Source organism: Streptomyces canus, assembly GCF_030816965.1.
GTDB lineage: Bacteria > Actinomycetota > Actinomycetes > Streptomycetales > Streptomycetaceae > Streptomyces > Streptomyces canus_E.
Genome location: NZ_JAUSYQ010000002.1, coordinates 6,261,376 through 6,279,075, shown reverse-complemented (window position 1 = coordinate 6,279,075; position 17,700 = coordinate 6,261,376). Strand labels below are relative to the sequence as shown.

The window sequence follows — 17,700 nt, the reverse complement described above, 5'->3', positions numbered from 1 at the left end:
CGGGATCCGGCCCCGTGCCCGGACGCGTCTCCGCGCCCGCCCCCGCCCCCGACAGCGGTGGCTGTCCTGTCGCCCCCGCCTCTCGAAGTCCGCGATACCTCGGTCATCATCCGGCCACCCCCGCAAGGTCCTTGTCGTCGGCGTTCGCCGCATCGTCGTCGTGGTCGTCGTGGTCGTCGTCCAGGCCGAGCAGCAGCCGCATCACCGGCAGCACGGCGTCCGCCCGGTCGCCGTCGAGGTCGGCCCCGAAACCCGGTATCCTGCCCCCCGCCCCGGCCGCGCTTCCCCGCTGTCCCGGCCCCCGCCGGACCAGTTCGCCCAGCGTCCGGCGTACTCCCGGCTCGTACGCCGAGAACGTGCGCCGCAGCAGCGGCAGCACATCGGTGAACGCCTCCGCCGGAACCCCGGTCAGCCAGGCGTCTACAAGTCCGAGCAGCCGCTCGTCGTGCACGAGAAGCATCCCGCCGCCGGACCCACCACCGACGAAACCCTCGATCCACGCGGCCGCGTCCCCCGGCGCCGTCCCCGGCGACAGCACGAGACCCATGAGCCGCGCCGCCTCGTCCTGCGCCAACTGCCCGTCGTCCAGCAGCAGCCGCACAGCCCGCCCCCGAATGACGCCTGGCACGGAGTCCCGCAGGGACAACACCTTGAGCACGGCCTGCCAACGGCCACGGAGGCCGCGGTGAACCGAAGCCGGGACATCTCCCCTGTCGTCCGGCGCGGGCACGGCGGTGGCAGCCGGAAGACCCCGTCCCGGTGGGGCCGTTGCGGTGGCGCTCTGGCCGTCCTTCCCCGGTAGGGCCGTTGCGGCGTTCTGGCCGTCCTTCCCCGGTACGGTCGCTGAGGGGCCACTCCCGTCACCGCCCCCCTGCGCGGAAGCCCCCGGCGAGTCCTGTCCCGGGGCCGCCACCTCGCCCAGCAGCCCCACCGACCCGTGGACCGCGTCCACATGACGCCGCATCTCCTCCGCCGCCTCCGCGTCCAGCGCGGCACAGGCCGGAGGCAGGCCGACGAAGACCCGCTCGGCGAGGCCTGCGGCTACCTCCGTCAGGGCGCCGGTGCCGGTGCCGCGCACATCGCCGTAGCGCAGGGAACGGACGAGGGCCGGCAGTGCCTGGGCGAGGTGGCCGACGTCCGCGTCCAGCGCGGCGCGGTCGGCGAGGATCTGCATCACCGTGGGCAGGGCGTCCGGGAGTTCGGCCAGCAGACAGCGCTCGGCGAGAGCGGTGACGTCGGCGAGCCCCGGCGCGGAGACGGCGTCCGCCTCCGCCTTGGCCGTCGCGGCGGCGAGCACGGTCGTGCCCCACACCCCCGCCTCGGCGACCCGCACCGCCAACTCCGGCTCCCACCGCAACCGCCATGTCTCCCGGAACGTGCCCGTGCTCCCCCGTGAGGCCGCCGGCTCACCCCACGCCACGCCCAACAGCCGCAGCCGGTGCAGCAGCCTGCTGCGCTCGGAGTCGTTCTCCTTGCGCAGATCGAGCTCCAACTCCCGCTCCAACGCCTCCGGTTTGAGCCGAAGCCGCCGCTGGATCCAGTCGAGGTCGCGCTGCAACGGCACCGCGGGTGCCGCCTGCGGCACCTCCCCCAGGACGTCCCCCACCACCAGCCGGTCGTGCACCAGCGCCAACGGCACGTCCGAGCCCTCACACATCACCGCCCGCACCGCGTCGGTCGTCTCGCTCAGGCCGGGCAGGGGGCGGCCGCGCATCGCCGCCAGCGTCCCGGCCAGCCGTACGGCCTCGATGACGTGGGCCGAGGACACCATCCGGTCCTCGTCCCGCAGCAGCCCCGCCACCTTGGTCAGCCACCGCTCGACGGGCCGGTCCGGTGCGCCGAACAGGTGCCCGTACCAGCCGGGCGACTCGATCCCCGCGCCGTAGCCGCTGTGCCGCGAGAGCCTGCGGTACGTCCACGGCACCCACGTCATGTCCGCCTTGACCTTGGGGAGCCCCTTCAACAGCGCCTTGTCGGCTGCGACCGTGCTCTTCCGCCGCAGCGCGGGCACGTGCCAGGCCCCGCAGACCACGGCCACGTCCTCCCCGAACTCCCGCTGCGCCGCCCGCACCTGGAGCCGCATGTACGCCTCGCGCACGAGGTCCCGGTCATGTCCGCCGGTCCCGTACGTCTCCCGCAGCACCCCCATCGCCTCTTCCAGCACGGTGAACGGCTCGAACACGTCCCCCTGTCCCGTCCCCCGGTGCTCCACGACGTCCTCCCACCACCGCTCGGGATCGTCGTATCCGGCGGCCTCGGCGAGCACACCGAGCGGGTCGACACGGACGGCGGTTACGTGAGCGGCGGGCTCGTCCTTCACAGCGTCCTCGCCGGACGGGCCGGTGCCGTGAACGTCCGAGGGCTCGGTACCCGTCGTCTCCGTCCCGTCCGTGCCCTCCGCACCCGGCGCCTCGGACGGACTCGCCTCCGGCATCTCGCCGACTGGGTCGTCCGGTCGGCCCGCCGGGCCTTCGTCCCCCTCGTCCCTTCCCCACGCCAACGTGTGCGTCGCCGGCAGGTCGATGAAACGGGCCGGGACCTCGTGGTCCAGGGCCCAGCGGATCGCCACCCACTCCGGGGAGAACTCGGCGAGCGGCCAGAACGCCGAACGGCCGGGCTCGTCCACGGCATGGGCGAGGAGGGCCACCGGCGGTCGCATGTCCTCCTCGGCGGCCAGCGGGATCAACGCGTCGGCCTCGGGCGGCCCCTCGATCAGCACGACCCGGGGCCGAGCCGCGTCCAACGCCGCCCGCACGGACCGCGCCGACCCGGGCCCGTGATGCCGCACCCCGAGCAGCAACGGCCCCGCACCGGCCTTCCGGCTCCCGTGAACACGGATGCCGGTCACCCCTCCGCTCCCGGACACACCGCCTCCGTCCACTTCCTCTCCGGCTGACGCGTGAGAGCCCCTCCACCCTTCGCTCCCCGACACACCGCCCCGAGCCACACCCCCACTTTCCGACCCGCCGCCATCACGCGTCCCCGTCCCGAGCCCCCCGGAGCCACTCGCCGCCTCCCCGCCCCCGAACCTTCCGGGGCCTACGGCCCCTCCGCCTGCGAACCCCCCGGAGCCGCCGGTCCCCCCGCTCCCGACCTCACCCACGCCCGTCACACCGTCCCCCTCCCCTCCGAGGCCACTTGGAGTCGTCCTCGACGACCGTCCCGATCCCGCCCTCGCCGCCGTCCCGCTCAAGCGCTGTCACACCCGTCCCCCTTGCCTCCGCGACCACGGCAGTCCGAACCGACGCCCTCGCGACCATCCCCGGAATCCGGACCGAAGCCCCGCCACCATCCCCGGCCGTCCGAACCGAAGCCCCGCCACCGTCCCCGACACCCCGTACGCCCACGAACGACGAGTCGCCACCCGCCCACACGCCTCCACAGCACCCGCCCGGATTCCCGCTCGTGCGGCCCCGCCCCAGGCCCTTGTTCACGCGCTCACCTCCCGGCAAGCCCGGTAGAAGTCCTTCCAGCCCTCCCGCTCGCGGACGACCGCCTCCAGGTACTCCTGCCAGATGACCCGGTCGGCCGCCGGATCGCGGACGACGGCGCCGAGGATGCCCGCGGCGACGTCCCCGGCCCGCAGGACGCCGTCGCCGAAGTGGGCGGCGAGGGCGAGCCCGTTGGTGACGACGGAGATGGCCTCGGCCGTCGACAGCGTGCCGCTGGGCGACTTGAGCTTCGTACGGCCGTCGGACGTCATCCCGTCGCGCAGCTCGCGGAAGACCGTCACGACGCGACGGATCTCCGCGACGCCGTCGGGCGCGGCCGGCAGGTCGAGGGAGCGGCCGATCTGGTCGACGCGGCGCGAGACGATGTCGACCTCGGCCTCGACGCTCTCCGGCAGCGGCAGCACGACCGTGTTGAAACGGCGGCGCAGGGCGCTGGAGAGGTCGTTGACCCCGCGGTCGCGGTCGTTGGCCGTGGCGATGAGGTTGAAGCCGCGGACCGCCTGCACCTCCTGGCCCAGCTCCGGTATCGGCAGCGTCTTCTCGGACAGGATGGTGATCAGCGAGTCCTGCACATCGGCCGGGATACGGGTCAGTTCCTCGACCCGGGCCGTCATCCCCTCCGCCATGGCCCGCATCACGGGGCTGGGCACGAGGGCGGCGCGGCTCGGGCCGTTGGCAAGCAGCTGGGCGTAGTTCCAGCCGTAGCGGATGGCCTCCTCCGGGGTTCCCGCCGTGCCCTGCACGAGCAGGGTCGAGTCGCCGCTGACCGCCGCGGCCAGGTGCTCGGAGACCCAGGTCTTCGCGGTGCCGGGCACGCCCAGCAGGAGCAGGGCGCGGTCGGTGGCGAGGGTGGTGACGGCGACCTCGACGAGCCGGCGTGGCCCCACGTACTTCGGAGTGATCACCGTGCCGTCCGGCAGGGTGCCGCCGAGCAGGTACGTCGCCACCGCCCACGGCGACAGCTTCCAGCGGGCCGGGCGCGGGCGGTCGTCCTGCGCGGCCAGCGCGGCGAGTTCCCCGGCGAAGGCGTCCTCGGCATGCGGCCGCAACGCCTCGTCCGGCTCCCCCTGCTTCGGTTCCACGGACGTCGGTTCAACAGAAACAGTCATGGCTGAGGCCCCCTCCAGCTCGGCCGGTTCGGATCTGTCACCAACCGTGCACCACGCCACTGACAATGCGATCCGACCTGCGAAAACGTGCTCACGAGGGTCGGCTCACGGCCGATTGTCAGTGGGGGGATCTACCTTCGATGTCATGACTCAGCAGGGGGTGCGCTGGACGGCGGATCAGGTGCTGGCACTGGCGCCTGACGCCGCGTCACGCAAAGCGGGAAGCAAACTCGGCGCGGCCGGGCCATGGTCCGAGGCGGGGAGTTCCGACGAGGGGACGGTGTGGGGGCTGTGCAAGGGAAGTGGCAGCAAGCCGTATCAGACGGTCATCGACATCGCGGACGCCGCGGGGCCCGCGTACAAGTGCAGTTGCCCGAGCCGCAAGTTCCCGTGCAAGCACGCGCTCGGGCTGCTGCTGCTCTGGGCGGGCGGGGAGGGAGCGGTGCCGCCGGGGCCGGCGCCGGACTGGGCGGAGCAGTGGATAGAGGGGAGAAGGCAGCGCGCGCAGGAGAAGCGGACGGCGGGCGCGGCCGGTTCCGCCGCCGGGTCCGGTGATCCGGAGGGGGCGCGGCGCAGGGCGGAGCGCAGGGCCGTGCGGATCACGGCGGGTGCGACGGAGCTGGAGCAGCGGCTGGCTGACCTGCTGCGCAGCGGCCTGGCGGGGGCGGAGCAGGCGGGGTACGGCATGTGGGAGGAGACGGCGGCCCGCATGGTCGACGCGCAGGCGCCGGGGCTCGCCGCCCGGGTGCGGGAGTTGGGTGCGATCCCCTCGTCAGGTCCGGGCTGGCCGGTGCGGCTGCTGGAGGAGTGCGCCCTCATCCACCTCCTCGACCAGGGCTGGCTGCGCCGCGAGCGGCTGCCGGACGGTCTCGGGTCGACGGTCCGTTCCCGGATCGGCCTGCCCGCCTCGGCGGAGGGCCCCGCGATACGGGACCGCTGGCTGGTCCTCGCCCAGTACGACACGGCGGACGCACGTCTGACGACCCGCCGGATATGGCTGCACGGCACGGACTCGGGCCGCACGGCGCTGCTCCTCTCCTACGGCGCCGCCGGCCGCGCTCCCGAACTGGCGCTGCCGGTGGGCCTTGAGCTGGAGGCGGAGGTGTCCGCCTATCCCGGTACCGGTCAGTTGCGGGCGGCGCTCGGCGAGCAGTTCGCACCGCCGGCGCCCACGGCGACCCGCCCGCCGGGCGTGACGACCGAACAGGCGGCCGCCCGCTACGGCGAGGCTCTGCGGGACGACCCGTGGCTGGACTCCGTCCCGGTGATTCTGGACCGGGTGATACCGGCCCCGGACGGTGACTCCTGGCAACTGGCGGACGCCGAGGGCGACTCGGCCCTGCCGCTCACCGCCTCCGCCCGTTCCCGCCCGGGCCTGTGGCGTCTCGTCGCGCTCTCGGGCGGAGCCCCGGTCAAGGTCTTCGGCGAGTGCGGCCACCGCGGCTTCACCCCGCTGACGGCCTGGGCGGAGGGGGCGGGCGAGGCGGTGCCGCTGTGCTGAACGGAACTGACCGAGCACCCGACCGGACGGAAAGGAACCCCATGAACAAGATCTCCGCTCCCGTGCCGGACGCCTGGGAGGAGCTGGTCACCTCGGCGCTGCTCGGCACCGCACGCCGTCCGCCGCCCGGCGTCGCGCCCGGTTCCGAGGCACCGGTGGCGTTGCTGGACGCGGCGGCCGTGGAGACCGTACGGCGGCGTGCCGGGCTGCGGCCCGCGCGCGCGGCACAGCGGCCGCAGCCGGCGCCCGAGGACACGCGCCCCCCGCTGCCCGCGGCGGCGGCCCGCAGACTCGCGATGCTGCTCGCCGACCGGCCGGGCACGGGCGGCGGCGGCCGCAGGGGTACGGCGCCGGATCTGATGGAGCTGCTGCCGCAGTGGCTCGCGACGGCGAACGCCCGCGGTTACGCGGCGCCCCCGCAGCTGCTGCCCGCCCTGCTGGACGCGGCCCGGGGCCGTACGGATCTGCGGCCGGCGGCGCTGGCGTTCGCGGGTTCGCGTGCCACCTGGCTCGCCCGGCTGAACCCGGACTGGCGGTTCGCCCTGCGAGCGACTCCCGGCGGGGGAACAGACCTGCCGTCGCCGCAGGACACCGCGGGCATACGACTGCTCTGGGAGGAAGGGCTGTTCGCCGAGCGGGTGGCCCTTCTCTCGGCGATACGTGCCCGGGAGCCCGTCGCCGCACGCGAGTTGCTCGCGACGACCTGGGCGACCGAGCGGGCCGAGGACCGGCTGATGTTCCTCGACTCGTTGCGGACTGGTCTGGGGGCGGACGACGAGCCGTTCCTGGAGCAGGCGCTGACCGACCGGAGCCGCAACGTACGGGCCACAGCCGCGGAGTTGCTGTCGGCGCTGCCTGGTTCGGCGCTGGCGGCGCGGATGGCGGTCAGGGCCGGGGCGTGCGTGGCCGTCGACCACACCCAGGACAGGCCGGTGATCGTCGTCGAGGCACCGCACGAGTGCGACTCGGGCATGGAGCGCGACGGCGTCGTAGCGAAGGCGCCTTCGGGGCGGGGGGAACGTTCGTGGTGGTTCGGGCAGTTGGTGGAGGCGGCGCCGCTGGGTGTGTGGCCGGGGCGGCTCGGTGGGCGGACGCCCGAGGAGATCGTGGCGCTGCCGGTGGCGGACGACTGGCGGAACGAACTCCATGCGGCGTGGTGCCGGGCTGCCGTACGGCAGCGGGACGCCGGGTGGGCGCGGGCGCTGCTCGGGAGGCCCGCGGCGCCGGAGGCCGGGGGCCCGGGGGCGGTGTCACTGGCGGAGCGGGCCAGGCTGCTGAGCACGTTGGGCTCCGCCGAACGGGCCGAGTGGGTCGCGGCGTTCATCGCGACCCACGGATTGTCCGAGGCGTTTCAGCTGCTCGGAGTGTGTGAGGTGCCGTGGGCCGCGCCGCTGGGGCGGGCGGTGGTCGACGCGCTCAACATCGCACGGGACGCGGGGAGTTATCCGTGGAGTTTCAGCGGGGTGATGGGGCTGGCGGAGCGGTGTCTCGATCCGGCCGAGGCGGGGCGGCTGGAGGGGCTGATGGCGGTGCCGGACGAGGGGGAGGACGCGAGTCCCGGGGCGGGGGGCTACTGGGCGGAAGCGTTCCAGCGGCTGGTGACGACCTTGCGGCTGCGGGCGGCGATGGCGGAGGAGCTCGGGGTGGCATAGCTCGTGCGCGGGGGTGGGTTGCCGCCCGCCCACGCCGGCGGGCGGCGGACGGCTGGTGACAACCTTGCGGCGGCAGGCGGCAGGCGGCAGGCGGCAGGCGGCAGGCGGCAGGCGGCAGGCGGCAGGCGGCAGGCGGGACTATCTGGGGGCGCGGGGAACTGCGCGACCAGCCACCCGCACCCGCACCCGACAACGCACCTCGAACCGCTTGACACGAACCGCTGGACCCGCTGAGGCCGAGCACAGCGGCTACGCCCCCGCAGGCTGCCGAACGTTCTCCCGGACCCAGTCCACGATCGACCGCGTCGTCGCCCCCGGCGTGAAGATCTCGGCGACGCCCTTCTCCTTCAGCGGAGGGATGTCCGCCTCCGGGATGATCCCGCCGCCGAACACCAGGATGTCCTCGGCCTCCCGCTCCTTGAGCAGGTCGATCACCGCGGCGAACAACGTGTTGTGGGCCCCGGAGAGGATGGAGAGGCCGATCGCGTCGGCGTCCTCCTGGATCGCGGTGTCGACGATCTGCTCGGGGGTCTGGTGGAGGCCGGTGTAGATGACCTCCATGCCCGCGTCGCGCAGCGCCCTCGCGATCACCTTGGCTCCGCGATCGTGACCGTCGAGCCCCGGCTTGGCCACCACCACGCGGATCGGACCGGCTGCCACACCCATCACTGCCTCCAAGAAGCGACTGCGTCCATTCCTCTGCCCTCTGCCCTCTGCCCTCTGTCATTCCTACCGACTAGTACCGCACAGACCGGGAATGTGAACGAACGTTATCGCCACCATCACGCACCGTGCAGTTTCGCGGCGCACGCCGAGGGGGAAAATTACACGTGGGACACGTTCGGGAGCCGCAACGAGGTCGCCGCACCGCCGCGCCGCAGGCCGCGCGCCACGGTGGTGCGGCGCGCCGGCGACGGCACGAAGGGCACGTAGGACAGGTAAGGCACGACAGCGGGGAGCCTCGTCGCCACACCGACAGGGCGGCTCGTCACGTCACCGGCGCAGCACCAGCACCAGCACCACTCACATCAGTGACATCACCAGCACTACCGGTTCCAACCGTTCCACCCGTTCCGTCGGCTTCGCCAGCATCCGCAGACGCAGCCACCCCGGAACTCCGCGCCGCTCGCCGCACCCACCCCCCGCGCCCCACTCGCGCCGCGTCGACGACGGCCTCCGCCGCGACTTCCCATGAGCGCACACGGGGGACGGAGCTGTCCTCCCGTGTGCCGACAGGAGGTCGGCCATGAAGGTCACCAAGGCGGCGCTGCCGTTTCTCCCGCTCTGCCAGCGTCTGCTTCCCGGCAGTCTGGCGGGACTCTCCCTGGCCCTTCTGAAGGCGACCGCGCTCGAGCTGGCGATCCTCGCGGGGCATCTCCTCCTCTACCCCGCCGGCATCACCCAGGAGCGCCGCTCCCCTCTCCCCCCACTCCCCTCGCCCGAGGACGGCGCGGCACAGCTGCCGACGGAGGCGAAGCCCCCGGTCGTGCTGCTGCACGGCTTCATCGACAACCGCTCGGTCTTCGTGCTCCTGCGCCGCAGCCTCGCCCAGCACGGCAGGCAGCAGATCGAGTCGCTCAACTACTCCCCGCTGACCTGCGACATCCGTGCCGCGGCGGAGCTGCTCGGCCGGCACATAGAGGGGATCTGCGAGCGCACGGGCAGCGAGCGGGTCGACATCGTCGGGCACAGCCTCGGCGGCCTGATCGCGCGGTACTACGTGCAGCGCCTCGGCGGCGACACCCGGGTCCGCACGCTGGTGACGCTCGGCACCCCGCACTCCGGCACCCGGGTGGTGCCGCTGGCGAACGCGCACCCGATCGTGCGCCAGATGCGCCCCGGCTCGGAGCTGCTCGAGGAGCTCACCCGTCCGGCCCCGGGCTGCCGTACGCACTTCGTCAGTTTCTGGAGCGACCTCGACCACCTGATGGACCCACTGGAGACCGCCTGCATCGACCATGCGGACCTGATGGCGCAGAACGTCCGGGTGAGCGGGATCGGACATCTCGCCCTGCCCGTGCACCCCGCCGTCGCGACCGGCATACGGCAGGTGCTCGACACCGCGCGGGCCGGGGAGGAGACGGCCGGCCGGGCCGGGGGACTGACCGTGGCGTAACGGTCGTATCGACCACCGGACACAGGCCGTCAACAGCTCCTCGACAGCCGTCGGACCGCGAATCGACATCGAACAACCTTCGAACACAAGGCCAAGGTCACGCCCGCAGTCCCCCGAATCACGGTCGAATGCCCGTTTCCTTCGCGCCCGAAACCAGTTGAAGATTGTCGCGCCCGCATACCGCCGGGTACAGTCGCCGCACTGCTCTGGCAGCCCCTGTTGTCGAGGCGAAAGAGAAGTTGGTGAACGACCGTCACCCGTCGGGGACCACGACCACCCCGACTCCGGCTTCCGACGCCCATTCGTCGCACTACGCGTCGTACGGCACCCAGGAAGCCCAGTACGGCGACTTCACCACGTACGGCGGCTATGACGCCACTGGTTTCGACGCCACAGGCACCACGGGCACCACTGGCACCGCCGACGCGCACGCCACCGGCACCTTTGAGACCGACCCGCTCTTCGGCAACATGCCGGGCGACGGCACCGGTTCGTACGACGCCTCGACGTGGACCACGGGCGGCCATCAGACCCTGAACTACGACATGTACGCGGCCCAGCACCACGCCGCCTACGACACCGGCGCGTACGACGCCACGCAGTGGGGCGGCGGGGACCAGCAGCTGCTCTCCGTGATCCCTCCGCAGTCGGGCAGCACCGACGACAGCGGACAGTGGGACGCGAGCACCTGGAACCAGCCGGACCACTCCGCGGGCCCGGCCGACCGGACCCAGCAATGGGAATGGGGCACGCAGGCCTTCGACACCGGGGCGTACGACGCCACGCAGTGGAACTCCGAGAGCACGGAGGCCGACCCGCAGGCGACGGCGACGTTCGAGCAGGTCGGGTACGGCGAGACCCACACCTACGACGAGGCCCACACGTACGGCGAGCACCACACGTACGGCGAGGCGAATCCTCACGGCGACACCTACGCCGAACACGCCCCGCACGACGGCGAGTCGATGGCCACCACGGCCACGGGTGAGATGCCCGCCGTCCACGACGTCGACGCCCCACTCCTCGACGACCAGGAAGAGGCCGGTCCGGCGCCGGCCCCTGCCCAGGGCTCCCGCGTGGCCGCGCGCAACGCCAACCGCTCCCGCCGCCGTATGCCCGCCAAGCGCTCCGCGCTGCTGACGATCGCCGTCCCCTCGGCGTGTGTCATGGGCGTCGCCGGAATCGCCGCCGCCTCGGTCGGCGCGATGACCGGCGACGGCAGCGAGACCTCGACGACCCTGGCGGACACGACCGCCGTCAAGCCGGCCGTCGCCAACAACAAGCTGGACACCCAGCTCGAGAGCCTCTCGGCCGGTGCCGACGACTTCGCCGACCGGGCCAGCCGCACGCAGGAACGCATCGACCTCAAGGCCCAGCAGATCGCCGAGAAGAAGAAGGCGGCGGAGGAGGCGGCCCGCAAGGAGCGGCTGCGTCCGAAGTTCGCGCTTCCGGTCGCGCAGCGGGGTCTCAGCGCCTACTTCGGCCAGGCCGGCATCAACTGGATGTCCGTCCACACCGGCATCGACTTCCCGGTGTCGTACGGCACGACGGTGATGGCCGCGACCGACGGCATCGTCCGGACGCAGTGGAACAGCGCCTACGGCAACATGATGGTCGTGACGGCGAAGGACGGCACCGAGACGTGGTACTGCCACCTCTCCAGCTACCGCGTCGCCTCCGGTACGACGGTCAAGGCCGGCGACCCGATCGCGTACTCCGGCAACTCCGGCAACTCGACCGGCCCCCACCTGCACTTCGAGGTGCACCCGGCGGGCGGTTCGGCCATAGACCCGCTGCCGTGGCTGCGCAGCCACGGTCTGGACCCGACGTAGCCCTCGGGCCCAGACCCCGCCATTACAGCTTCGCCCCCGCCCTTACAGCTTCTCGACCGGCGCGTACCGCAGCAGCAGCCGCTTCGGCTTCGCTTCCCCGAAGTCGACCGTCGCCTCGGCGTTCGCCCCCGTGCCCTTCACCCCGACCACCGTGCCGAGCCCGAACTGGTCGTGGGTGACACGGTCGCCGACGGCCAGTGCCACCACCGGCTTCTCCGAGGTCCTGCGCGTCGCGAAGCCGGACCCTCCCGACGCCGAGGAGCGGGAACGGGAGGACGACAGCGAGGCGGCGACCCCCGAGACCGGTCCCGCGGGAGCGGCGCTCGGCCCCGTGCGCTTCCAGTCCACGTGCTGCGCCGGGATCTCCTCCAGGAAGCGGGAGGGCGGGTTGTACGACGGCTGCCCCCACGCGCTGCGCAGGGCGGACCGGGTCAGATACAGGCGCTCACGCGCACGCGTGATGCCGACGTAGGCCAGCCGCCGCTCCTCCTCCAGCTCCTTGGGCTGGCCGAGAGCGCGCATGTGCGGGAAGACACCGTCCTCCATGCCGGTGAGGAAGACGACCGGGAACTCCAGGCCCTTGGCGGTGTGCAGGGTCATCAGGGTGATGACGCCGGAGCCGTCCTCGTCCTCGTCGGGGATCTGGTCGGAGTCGGCGACCAGGGCGACCCGCTCCAGGAAGTCGGAGAGGGAGCCGGAGGCCTCGCCCTCGCCGGACTCCTGCTCGAACTCCAGGGCCACGGCGGCGAGTTCCTGGAGGTTCTCGATGCGGGTCTCGTCCTGGGGGTCGGTGGAGGCCTGCAACTCGGCGAGATAGCCGGTGCGTTCGAGGACGGCCTCAAGGACGGTCGCCGGGCCCGCGCCGGACTCGACGATGGTCCGGAGCTCCTCCATCAGCACGTTGAACCGCTTCACGGCGTTGCTGGAGCGTGCGGCCATGCCGTACGCCTCGTCGACGCGCTTGAGGGCCTGCGGGAAGCTGATCTTCTCGCGCTGGGACAGGGCGTCGATCATCGCTTCGGCACGGTCGCCGATGCCGCGCTTGGGGACGTTGAGGATCCGGCGCAGCGGCACGGAGTCCTCCGGGTTGGCGAGGACGCGCAGGTAGGCCAGGACGTCCCGGACCTCCTTGCGCTCGTAGAAGCGGACGCCGCCGACGACCTTGTAGGGCAGGCCGACGCGGATGAAGACCTCTTCGAAGACACGGGACTGGGCGTTCGTACGGTAGAAGACGGCCACGTCGCCGGCCTTCGCGTCGCCGGCGTCGGTGAGACGGTCTATCTCGTCGGCGACGAACTGCGCCTCGTCGTGTTCGGTGTCGGCGACATAGCCGGTGATGCGCGCGCCGGCGCCCGCGTTGGTCCACAGGTTCTTGGGGCGGCGGGACTCGTTGCGCTCGATGACCGCGTTGGCGGCGGTGAGGATCGTCTGGGTGGAGCGGTAGTTCTGCTCCAGGAGGATCGTCGTCGCGTCCGGGTAGTCCTCCTCGAACTGGAGGATGTTGCGGATGGTCGCGCCGCGGAAGGCGTAGATCGACTGGTCGGCGTCGCCCACGACGCAGAGCTCGGCGGGTGGCAGGTCGTACTCGCCCGGCGGTACGTCGACGGGGTGCTCGCCGGTACCGACCAGCTCGCGCACGAGCGCGTACTGCGCGTGGTTGGTGTCCTGGTACTCGTCGACGAGGACGTGCCGGAAGCGGCGGCGGTAGTGCTCGGCGACATCGGGGAACGCCCGGAGCAGGTTGACCGTGGTCATGATCAGGTCGTCGAAGTCGAGGGCGTTCGCCTCGCGCAGCCGCGACTGGTACATGGCGTAGGCCTGGGCGAGGGTCTTCTCGAAGCCGTCGGTGGCCTGGGCGGCGAAGTCCTCCTCGTCGATCAGCTCGTTCTTCAGGTTGCTGATCTTGGCGCTGAAGGACTTCGGCGGGAACCGCTTGGGGTCGAGGTCCAGATCGCGGCAGACCAGGGCCATGAGCCGCTTGGAGTCGGCGGCATCGTAGATCGAGAAGGAGGAGGTGAACCCGAGCTTCTTCGACTCCCTCCGCAGGATCCGCACGCATGCGCTGTGGAAGGTCATCACCCACATCGCGTTCGCGCGCGGGCCGACGAGCTGCTCGACGCGCTCCTTCATCTCGCCCGCGGCCTTGTTGGTGAAGGTGATCGCGAGGATCTGGCCCGGGTGGACGTTGCGCTCGCCGAGGAGATGGGCGATGCGGTGGGTGAGCACCCGGGTCTTGCCGGAGCCGGCGCCGGCCACGATGAGCAGCGGGGTGCCGGAGTGCACCACGGCCGCGCGCTGGTTCTCGTTCAGCCCGTCCAGGAGCGCGGCCGGGTCCACCACCGGGCGGTGGGCGCCGTCGCGGTAGTACGCGTCCCGGTCCGGGGGCACGTCGAACTTCCCACCGAACAGATCGTCCGGAACGGGTTCCGGTACGTGCTCGTCCTCGGGCGGTGGCGGTTCTTCCCCATGGGCCCTAGGGGCCTGGAGGTCCGCCAGGAAGCTGTCGTCAAAGAGGCTGCTCATCGCTCTCCGAGTCTAGGGTGCCCCACTGACACACCGCCGCCGCCCCGAGAACATCCACTCGGATCAGATCTCGATGATCTTCGAGACCTGGCCGCCCGGCGTCTTCCCGCCCTCCGGAACGGTCCCGTCACGGTCCGCTGTCGACCAGGCCATGGTCCGGGAAGACCGTGAAGGGCCGCACCGTGCCGTGCGGCGAGACGACGACCAGGCCGTCCCCGGCCGCGTACGGAGGGGACTCCGGCGAAAAAACGACCAAGCCATGCCAGATCACTCCGAACCGATCACGCGGAGCGGCGCACGAGGCCAAGGTCACGAAAATGTATCGGGCATATCGAACATCAACCTTCACACGGGCCACACCCGTTGGCTACCGTTCGGGCAGGCCGTACGACCCCCACCGGCGAACGTCGCCGGGCCGCACGGCCTCCGCCGAGTCCGCAGCGCCGCCGCGCGCCCGGAGCCGGGGACCCACCGAACTTGGGGTGAATCGGCCGACTCCCGCGCAGGGAGCGCCGTAGGGCAAACCTTCCGAAGCATCTCGCCCGAACCCGACAGCTAACTCGGCAGGCGGAGCACGGAAGGAGTCGCCTCCCTTGGCGTCGCACCGCAAGTCGCGTCCCGTGGGTACGCGCGTAGCAGGCATACGGACCCCGGCCCTCGCGACGGCCGCCCTCACCTCCGTGGCCCTGCTGTCCCAGTCGGCGAACGCCGCGCCGGCCGATGACAAGCCGAGTCTCGAAGAGGTGGAGAAGAAGGTCGACGACCTCTACCGCCAGGCCGAGTCGGCGACCGACAACTACAACGCGGCCAAGGAGAAGACGGCCAAGCAGCGCAAGCAGGTCGACACGCTGCTCGACGACGTCGCCCGGCGCACCGAGAAGCTCAACGAGGCGCGGCAGGAGCTCGGTTCCTTCGCCGCCGCCCAGTACCGCACCGGCGCCGCGGCCCCCGACACGGCGACCTTCCTGCTCGCCGACACCCCACAGGACTACTTCGACCAGACGCAGCTGATGGGGCGTCTGACGAACCGCCAGAAGGGCGCGGTCGACGACTACGTCTCCGAGCAGTCCGCGACGATGAAGAAGCGCCAGGAGGCCTCCCAGAGCCTTCAGACGCTCACCGAGACGCAGAGCGACCTGAAGACGGCCAAGGCGACCGTCCAGAAGAAGCTCGCCGACGCGCGCGAGATGCTGTCGGAGCTGACGGCCCAGGAGAAGGCGCGCCTCGCGGCGCTCGAGAAGCAGAAGCAGGAGGCGGCGGCCCGCAAGGCGGCCGAGCTCGCGCGGCAGCAGGCAGCCGCGGAGAAGGCCGCGCAGGAGGCCACCGCCCCGCAGGAGAGCACGTCGACGGCGGCCGACTCCTCGTACGCCACCAAGGCCGCCAAGGCCCTCGCCTTCGTCCGCGCCCAGATCGGCAAGCCGTACGTCTGGGGTGCCACCGGGCCCGACTCCTACGACTGCTCAGGCCTCACCCAGGCCGCCTGGAAGGCCGCCGGCGTCGACCTCCCCCGCGTCACCTACGACCAGGTCAACGCCGGCACCACGGTCTCCCTCGCCGACGCCCAGCCCGGTGACCTGGTCTTCTTCTACGACGACATCAGCCACGTCGGCCTCTACATCGGCAACGGCATGATGATCCACGCCCCCAAGCCGGGCGCGTACGTCCGCGAGGAGTCGATCTACTACGACGGCGAGTCGGCGATCCACAGCGTGGTGCGCCCGGCCTGAGGCACCGCCGGTCACCAGCGCGCGGGCGTATGTCCGTGATTTCCGCCCGCGCGCGTGCGCGCCCCGCCGGCTCGGCACGCGGAGCTTCCTAGCATCGGCACATGTCCGGTACCTCCCCGCACTTCCCCCTGCGCGTCCGGTGGACGCGGCGCCCGCCCGCGGCCGGGGCCGCCGTGATGGCGACCGGCATCGTGTCGGTCGGGCTGCAGCTGACCGGCCACGGGACGCTGTCCCGGATCGCTCTGGTGATCGGTTGCGCGGCCTGGCTGGGGCTGGCCGCCGATGTCGCCGTACGACTGCTGCGGGAGCGCGCGCGGTGGTTCGCGGACGCCGGGACACCGGGCGCCCTGACGGCCGTGGCGGCGACCACCGTCCTCGGCACCCGTTTCTCCGCGCTCGGCCGTCAGACCCTCGCCGAGGCGCTGCTGGCCCTGTCCGCGGTGCTGTGGCCGGTGCTGATCGTGCTCGTCGTCGGGCACGGGAAGCGGCGGATGCCCGGCGGGGTGTTCCTCGGCTGTGTGGCCACCCAGGGCCTCGCGGTCCTCGGCGCCACACTCGCCGCGGTCGAGTCGGCGGCATGGCTCGCGCACACGGCGCTCGTCCTGTTCTGGCTCGGACTGGTCCTCTACGGCCTCGCGCTCTTCCGCTTCGACCTGCGCCAGGTGCTGGAGGGACCGGGTGACCAGTGGATCGCGGGCGGCGCGCTCGCCATCTCGGCGCTCGCCGGCTCGCAGCTGATCGCCGCCGACAGCGCGCGCCTGTACCTGTGGAACGACGACGACCACGGCGTCCTGCGTGCGGTGACCGTCGCCCTGCTGGTGCTCGACCTGGCCTGGTACGGCGTACTGCTGGTGGCCGAGTTCGTACGCCCGCGCCCGCGCTACGACGTGCGCCGCTGGGCCACCGTGTTCCCCATGGGCATGACCGCGGTGGCGATGCTGTCGGTCTCCGCCACCGCGGGTGTCCCGTGGCTCGAGACTCCGGGTGAGGTGCTGCTGTGGATCTCGGTGGCGGCCTGGTCGGCCGTCGCCGCGGCGACGGTCGACACCGCCCGTGCCGCCGTCAGGTCCACAGCACCGCGATGAAGACGTTGGCCGTGGTCAGCGCGCCGACCAGGCCGAACAGGCTTTTGTCCACTGTCTCGTCGTCCCGCTTCACATAGACGAGGCCGAGGATCACGATCAGCAGGGCGAGCTTCACGCCGATCTTGATGTTGTTGACGTGCTGGTCGTCGGCCTGGTTGAGGCCGACCAGGATCACCCCGGTGACCAGCATCGTCGCGGCACCGTGCAGCATCGCGGGGACGAACCGGGCGGTGCCCCGGCCCATCGCCTTCATCTGCGTGAGGAAGCCGCCGAGCAGCGCGGCGATGCCGATGATGTGCAGGCCGACGAAGAGATGGATGAGTACGTCCATGAGGCCGGAGCCTATTCCGGGCCGCGAGGGGCACCCGCACCGGCCCCTTGAGAGGTCTTGCATATATGCGGCCCATAGCATTCGACACCCGCACCGGGTCCCGGAATCCCGACTTCGGTCAGGGCACCGCGCGAAGTCGACGGAGCCGGCCCGCGATCACAGTCACCTTCGGTCACCCGGTGGTCGGCTGGCGGCAGTTCCGCACAACGCGTTACCTCCCCGTCACGGTCAGGTTTAGCGTCCTCCACCAGGTGACCGGCTCCCCACCGCCGCCCGGGCCAGGGGCGGCAGTCGGCCACCACCGCCGAAGAAGTCCGGCGGTGGCCCGCTCCCCCTGTGCAGGCCGTCGCCGGACGCGCACACCGCCCCGGG

At 72.1% G+C, this 17,700-nt stretch carries 13 protein-coding genes and 1 riboswitch; of the genes, 7 read left to right on the top strand and 6 right to left on the bottom strand.

Annotated features, from left to right (window positions below; all coding sequences use genetic code 11):
• Positions 1-106: 106 nt before the first annotated feature.
• Positions 107-2,866, bottom strand: a complete 2,760-nt coding sequence (locus QF027_RS29945; protein ID WP_373432438.1) for a DUF5682 family protein — start codon at positions 2,864-2,866, stop codon at positions 107-109.
• Between the two features lie 564 nt (positions 2,867-3,430).
• The gene (locus QF027_RS29940; RefSeq protein WP_306977333.1) at positions 3,431-4,561 is read right to left on the bottom strand and encodes an ATP-binding protein; all 1,131 of its coding nucleotides are present in this window, start codon (positions 4,559-4,561) and stop codon (positions 3,431-3,433) included.
• 145 nt (positions 4,562-4,706) lie between these two features.
• On the opposite strand from QF027_RS29940, the gene QF027_RS29935 reads away from it, so the two are divergent.
• Positions 4,707-6,062 (top strand): SWIM zinc finger family protein, encoded by a 1,356-nt coding sequence (locus QF027_RS29935; protein WP_306977335.1) that lies wholly within the window; start codon positions 4,707-4,709, stop codon positions 6,060-6,062.
• A gap of 41 nt (positions 6,063-6,103) precedes the next feature.
• The gene (locus QF027_RS29930; RefSeq protein ID WP_307078170.1) at positions 6,104-7,714 is read left to right on the top strand and encodes a DUF5691 domain-containing protein; all 1,611 of its coding nucleotides are present in this window, start codon (positions 6,104-6,106) and stop codon (positions 7,712-7,714) included.
• 249 nt (positions 7,715-7,963) lie between these two features.
• Here the strand turns inward: QF027_RS29930 and QF027_RS29925 are convergent, their stop codons facing one another.
• A complete protein-coding gene (locus QF027_RS29925; protein ID WP_306977339.1) occupies positions 7,964-8,380 on the bottom strand; it encodes a cobalamin B12-binding domain-containing protein in 417 nt (138 codons plus the stop codon).
• A 93-nt stretch (positions 8,381-8,473) separates the two neighbouring features.
• Between QF027_RS29925 and QF027_RS29920 the strand changes: the two genes are divergently transcribed.
• The 3 genes from QF027_RS29920 (at position 8,474) to QF027_RS29910 (ending at position 11,662) form a co-directional block, all read left to right on the top strand.
• Positions 8,474-8,647 carry a hypothetical protein gene (locus QF027_RS29920; protein WP_306977341.1) on the top strand — a complete coding sequence of 58 codons (174 nt, stop codon included), beginning with the start codon at positions 8,474-8,476 and terminating at the stop codon, positions 8,645-8,647.
• Between the two features lie 313 nt (positions 8,648-8,960).
• Positions 8,961-9,830 carry a lipase family alpha/beta hydrolase gene (locus QF027_RS29915; protein ID WP_306977344.1) on the top strand — a complete coding sequence of 290 codons (870 nt, stop codon included), beginning with the start codon at positions 8,961-8,963 and terminating at the stop codon, positions 9,828-9,830.
• Between the two features lie 242 nt (positions 9,831-10,072).
• On the top strand, positions 10,073-11,662 hold the full coding sequence (locus QF027_RS29910) for a M23 family metallopeptidase (RefSeq protein WP_307078167.1): 1,590 nt from the start codon (positions 10,073-10,075) through the stop codon (positions 11,660-11,662).
• A 42-nt stretch (positions 11,663-11,704) separates the two neighbouring features.
• Here QF027_RS29910 and pcrA read toward each other — a convergent pair whose 3' ends face one another.
• Together pcrA and QF027_RS29900 are read right to left on the bottom strand one after the other, a co-directional pair.
• Complete coding sequence (pcrA, locus tag QF027_RS29905) at positions 11,705-14,185, bottom strand: DNA helicase PcrA (protein WP_307078165.1); 2,481 nt, start codon at positions 14,183-14,185, stop codon at positions 11,705-11,707.
• Between the two features lie 127 nt (positions 14,186-14,312).
• Positions 14,313-14,441 carry a hypothetical protein gene (locus tag QF027_RS29900; RefSeq protein ID WP_306977349.1) on the bottom strand — a complete coding sequence of 43 codons (129 nt, stop codon included), beginning with the start codon at positions 14,439-14,441 and terminating at the stop codon, positions 14,313-14,315.
• Positions 14,442-14,602: 161 nt separating this feature from the next.
• Positions 14,603-14,770: riboswitch (cyclic di-AMP (ydaO/yuaA leader) on the top strand.
• An 8-nt stretch (positions 14,771-14,778) separates the two neighbouring features.
• Here QF027_RS29900 and QF027_RS29895 point away from each other — a divergent pair.
• Positions 14,779-15,912 (top strand): C40 family peptidase, encoded by a 1,134-nt coding sequence (locus QF027_RS29895; protein WP_307078163.1) that lies wholly within the window; start codon positions 14,779-14,781, stop codon positions 15,910-15,912.
• Between the two features lie 101 nt (positions 15,913-16,013).
• Positions 16,014-16,997 carry a tellurite resistance/C4-dicarboxylate transporter family protein gene (locus QF027_RS29890; protein ID WP_307078161.1) on the top strand — a complete coding sequence of 328 codons (984 nt, stop codon included), beginning with the start codon at positions 16,014-16,016 and terminating at the stop codon, positions 16,995-16,997.
• On the opposite strand, the gene QF027_RS29885 is transcribed toward QF027_RS29890, so the two are convergent.
• Entirely contained in the window at positions 16,975-17,328 is a 354-nt protein-coding gene (locus QF027_RS29885; protein ID WP_306977354.1) for a hypothetical protein, read from the bottom strand. The two genes, QF027_RS29890 and QF027_RS29885, sit on opposite strands and share 23 nt — an antisense overlap.
• Positions 17,329-17,700 lie beyond the last annotated feature (372 nt).

Coding starts and splice junctions, on each gene's coding strand:
- QF027_RS29890 (WP_307078161.1), top strand. CDS start 16,014: ATGTCCGGTACCTCCCCGCACTTCCCCCTGCGCGTCCGGTGGACGCGG.
- QF027_RS29930 (WP_307078170.1), top strand. CDS start 6,104: ATGAACAAGATCTCCGCTCCCGTGCCGGACGCCTGGGAGGAGCTGGTC.
- QF027_RS29925 (WP_306977339.1), bottom strand. CDS start 8,380: ATGGGTGTGGCAGCCGGTCCGATCCGCGTGGTGGTGGCCAAGCCGGGG.
- pcrA (WP_307078165.1), bottom strand. CDS start 14,185: ATGAGCAGCCTCTTTGACGACAGCTTCCTGGCGGACCTCCAGGCCCCT.
- QF027_RS29940 (WP_306977333.1), bottom strand. CDS start 4,561: ATGACTGTTTCTGTTGAACCGACGTCCGTGGAACCGAAGCAGGGGGAG.
- QF027_RS29935 (WP_306977335.1), top strand. CDS start 4,707: ATGACTCAGCAGGGGGTGCGCTGGACGGCGGATCAGGTGCTGGCACTG.
- QF027_RS29915 (WP_306977344.1), top strand. CDS start 8,961: ATGAAGGTCACCAAGGCGGCGCTGCCGTTTCTCCCGCTCTGCCAGCGT.
- QF027_RS29885 (WP_306977354.1), bottom strand. CDS start 17,328: ATGGACGTACTCATCCATCTCTTCGTCGGCCTGCACATCATCGGCATC.